Annotated in this window: 5 protein-coding genes; 4 read left to right on the top strand and 1 reads right to left on the bottom strand. The window is 44.6% G+C overall.

The genetic code is table 11. The annotated features are described in order from the left end of the window. On the bottom strand, positions 1 to 625 hold a 625-nt coding region (locus A3739_RS03005; protein ID WP_156502293.1), incomplete at its 3' end, for a metal ABC transporter solute-binding protein, Zn/Mn family. Between the two features lie 140 nt (positions 626 to 765). Between A3739_RS03005 and A3739_RS03000 the strand changes: the two genes are divergently transcribed. From A3739_RS03000 to A3739_RS02985, 4 genes are all read left to right on the top strand, one after another. After that, complete coding sequence (locus tag A3739_RS03000) at positions 766 to 1,524, top strand: metal ABC transporter ATP-binding protein (RefSeq protein WP_068474495.1); 759 nt, start codon at positions 766 to 768, stop codon at positions 1,522 to 1,524. After that, complete coding sequence (locus A3739_RS02995) at positions 1,517 to 2,329, top strand: metal ABC transporter permease (RefSeq protein WP_068474497.1); 813 nt, start codon at positions 1,517 to 1,519, stop codon at positions 2,327 to 2,329. The genes A3739_RS03000 and A3739_RS02995 overlap by 8 nt, the downstream gene beginning before the upstream one ends. 4 nt (positions 2,330 to 2,333) lie before the next feature. Continuing rightward, positions 2,334 to 2,987, top strand: coding sequence for a DUF1826 domain-containing protein (locus A3739_RS02990; protein WP_068474499.1), 654 nt, complete (start codon positions 2,334 to 2,336; stop codon positions 2,985 to 2,987). 109 nt (positions 2,988 to 3,096) lie between these two features. Further along, a complete protein-coding gene (locus A3739_RS02985; protein WP_197471993.1) occupies positions 3,097 to 4,188 on the top strand; it encodes a nickel/cobalt transporter in 1,092 nt (363 codons plus the stop codon). The last annotated feature ends 240 nt before the right edge of the window (positions 4,189 to 4,428 follow it).

Here is a 4,428-nt window from a genome sequence, read left to right as displayed (position 1 = left end):
CGTCATGCTTGTCGTGTCCGTGGTCGTCATGCTTGTCGTGTCCGTGGTCGTCATGCTTGTCGTGTCCATGGTCGTCATGATCGTCGTGTCCGTGGTCGTCATGCTTGTCGTGTCCGTGGTCATCATGATCGTCGTGTCCGTGGTCGTCATGCTTGTCGTGTCCGTGGTCATCATGATCGTCGTGTCCATGGTCGTCATGATCGTCGCGTCCATGGTCGTCATGTTTGTCATGCCCATGTTCGTCATGATCGCCATGATCATGGCCTTCAAAGGTTGCACCTTCGCGGAAGGCATATGTGATGGTTTCGTCTAACTCAAGTATCTCGACTTTCTTCGCAGACTCGGCAACGTTATCCATCGATTTCTCAAGCCAAGGTGTTAACTCTTCTCCCATCCAAAACACGACATCAGCATTTGCGAGTGAACGAGCTTGGGAAGGCTTCAGGCTATAGTAATGCGGCGATGCTTCTGCAGGAATGATAAGGTTGGGCTCTGTTACACCTGCGGTAACCTGACTAACAATTGAGTGCAGTGGTGCAATATCTACTGCAATGCTAGGTGCGTCAGCAAATGCTGTAAGAGGAAGTAATGACGTCATGAGCGCCAAGCGATTTTTCTTGAGCATATCTTTTCCTTGAGCCTGTTTTATTGGAGTTTAAATAAGTCTTCAAAACGTAATGATATGTTGTATCATAGCTCCTTCGTCCTTTGCTTAACAACTCGTATTTTTTGGTGGGTCGTTAGGCAGTTTTTTTGAGGTAATGCGTGAGCAAAAAATTAATAGAGTGCGAGCAGCTTTCAGTGTCTTTTGGCGCAAAGCCCGTACTCAGTAATATCTCCATGTCTGTTGGGGCAGGGGAAATCCTAAGTATTATTGGTCCAAATGGCTCAGGTAAAACCACTTTGTTGCGTGCGTTAATTGGTGCAGTACCGCATCTTGAGGGCACGATTAATAGATCACCTGACTTAAGTATTGGTTACGTTCCGCAAAAGCTTCACATTGATCAAACGCTACCGATGACGGTTGAGCGTTTTATGAGTCTACCTAAAAAGCACAGTAAGGCGAGTCTTGTTGAAGCACTCGAGATGGCAGGTGTTCCCAATCTCGGTAAGCAGCAATTAATGGACTTGTCAGGCGGGCAATTCCAACGCGTATTATTAGCGAGAGCGCTGCTAGGCAAGCCAAATTTACTCATTCTCGATGAGGCCACACAGGGCCTTGATCATGCTGGTGTTGCAGATTTTTATCGTCAAATCGCTGATGTAAAAGATAGTCTTGGCTGCGGTATTTTAATGATCAGTCATGAACTGCATATCGTTATGCGCCAAACTGATCGCGTGATTTGTCTAAACGGAAACATCTGCTGCCAAGGGCGCCCTGAAGTAATTACCGACATGCCTGAATATCGCAATTTATTTGGTTTGGATCAGAGCGAAGCGTTGTATTTGCACAAACCTCATGCTCATCATGATGACCACTACACCCATGATGAGAACTGTGAAGGAGGCCATCACCATGTTTGATGATTTTCTTGTTCGTGCAGTTCTCGCGAGTGTTGGTGTTGCGCTAGCCGCAGCACCTTTAGGGTGTTTTGTTGTGTGGCGTCGTATGGCTTATTTTGGTGATGCGACCGCACATTCAGCCGTACTAGGTATCGCTCTTTCTCTTAGTTTTTCTACGCCAGTTTTTCTGGGCGTTTTAATCGTTTGTATGATCATGGCGATCACCGTTTCATCATTGAGTGAGCGTGGCATTGCCATGGATACCTTACTAGGTGTGATGTCGCATTCAGCCCTGGCAATTGGTTTGGTTGCTGTGTCGTTTCTGTCCGGTGTGCGAATCGACTTAATGTCTTATTTGTTTGGCGACATTCTCGCTGTCGGTAAATCAGATCTCTTCATTATTTGGGGTGGGGCTGCGCTGGTATTAGTGCTCGCGACACTGCGCTGGAACGGACTATTACTATCTACGCTTAATCCTGATTTAGCACTAGCAAGTGGGTATAAACCAAAACACGAGCAGCTCATTCTTACTATTAGCCTTGCGATAGTGGTCGCAGTCGCAATTAAAACAGTCGGTGTATTGCTGATTGTCGCAATGCTTATTATTCCAGCTGCTACAGCTCGAGTACTCAGTTCTACCCCCGAGATGATGGCTGTTGTCGCTGGTGTGTTAGCGATTTCTGCAAGCTTAATTGGCTTGCATGGTTCCTATGTTTTCGATACTCCAACAGGTCCCACTATCATTAGTGTGTGTGCGATTTTGTTTGTTGTTGTGAACCTTGGATATCGTCTTCTTCCCAAGAAACTACGTAAAGGAATTTCATAATTATATGGAAGCGATGGTGGACGAGATTCAGCGAAAATTAGCTGAATCAAATGACATTCATACTTTGGCAGATATCTACAAAGACGACGTTAATATCGCCGTCTGGAAACGAGATCTCTCATCAGGATTACGTGATTCAATTGCATCTCTGCTTGATCAGGCTGAATTCATTCGTGTTGAAGATGATGTGACGCCAGAGAACGTAAAAGATCGCTTAAATCTGAAACTCGATCACTACGAAAATGTAGCGCCATTGGTCGATGATCTTTCACACGTCGTTGATATGTTTTGCTGCTTGTTTGAGCAAACACGCGTTGGTTTGCGTTTGACCAAATTAGATCGCGCTATGTGCCCGCGTTTTCATACTGATAAAGTGCCATGTCGTTTAGTGACTACCTATCAGGGACTCGCAACTGAATGGCTTAAGCATGACGATGTTGATCGCTCAAAACTTGGGGCAGGGAATAATGGCCTTTCAGATTCTGAGTCTGGGATTTACTCATCTCGTCAAGATATTCGATCCTTGACGGTTGGTGATGTTGCGCTCCTTAAGGGAGAGAAGTGGATTGGCAACGAAGGCGCGGGTTTAGTTCATCGATCCCCAAACGTCGGAGTAAACGAAAAACGTTTGTTGTTGACCCTCGACTTTATCGGTTAAGGCACAATTCTCTTAACATGCAATGAGCATATCTTGCTCGGTGAGTGGGGGAGCTATATCCATCATCGAGTCTCTTCAAACCAAATTGTTAGTTGTTCGTGAGATCTTTATGAATCATCAAAATATAAAAGGACTTACACAAAGTAGATTCTCGGTCTGGAAGTATTTGACGGGAGTACTTTGTGCGGTTCTCATCGCATCTTTATTCACCTTGTGGGATGAGTTTGTTCTTCACAGTGTTACTTGGCAGAAGTATTTCCATTCTCTGTTAACGGAGCATATCACCGCTGTCGCGACGAATGCCTCTTCCTATGGAATGATGCTAGTGATCGTGAGTTTTGCTTACGGTATTTTTCATGCTATCGGTCCCGGGCATGGCAAGGCTGTTATTGTGACTTATTTGGGAACCAATAAAGACAATATTCGAAGTGGAATATTTATCTCCTTTACTGCGGCGCTTATGCAGGCCTTGGTTGCTATTGTTCTTGTTTCACTTTTATCGCAAATCCTTGAGCTTAAGTTCTCTGAAGTGACTCAGTATGGCGAAAAAGTATCACTTGTGGGCTATGTGCTAGTGATGATGTTGGGTTTAGTTTTAGTGTTGACGGGATTGCGTCGCATTATGAAAACTAAACCTCTTGGTAGCTGGTCTTTTGGTCGCTTGTTTAGCGAGACAGAAAGGCATAGCGACGAGCATGAAGTCAGCCATAATGATCTCGATCACTCGCATACTCACCATCATGATCACTCACATGGGCACCATTCGCATGAACATTCTCACAATCATCATTCTCATGATCACGGTTCATCTTGTGGCTGCAATCATGCTTACGTTCCTGAAACAAAACAGACTCCGTGGCAAACGTTTTTACTGATTTTATCGATGGGGTTTAGGCCATGCTCGGGGGCAATTTTAGTGCTTATTTATGCGCACTTAGTCGGTGTGTACGGTTACGGTGTCACCGCTACTTTAATGATGGGTTTAGGAACAGGTTTGTCTGTGAGTATTCTCGCTGTTATCGCAGTATATGCTAGAGGATGGATCGAACGATTTATCGGTGAGTCTGGATTAGCAGAAACGCATTCTCACTCACGGTTTGCACATTATGTTCGTATTTTTGGGGGCATTGTACTCGCTGTTCTAGGTTGGGAGCTGTATCAAGCTGCAACGGTTGTGCAGGCGGCTCATCCATTGTTCTAGATCGATATCTATCGGTACGATTTAACGGCTCAGTGAGCCTTTTTTATTGAGAACTAAATGATATGTTATATCATAACGTTTTTGAGTTTGAATTATAGAATTAAGAGATGATTAGACGTTTATGTATCAAAAATTCTTTGGAAGCCTAGAGCACAAAAGAGATGGCGATAAAGTTGAACTGAAGGCTGTGCTAGAGAATCTAGCTTTCAACGAAGACGGTTTAGTACCGGTGATCACTCA

It is taken from the genome of Oleiphilus sp. HI0067 (genome assembly GCF_001635735.1).
Note: the sequence above shows the minus strand (reverse complement) of the source record. Positions and strands in the feature narration are given on the sequence as shown.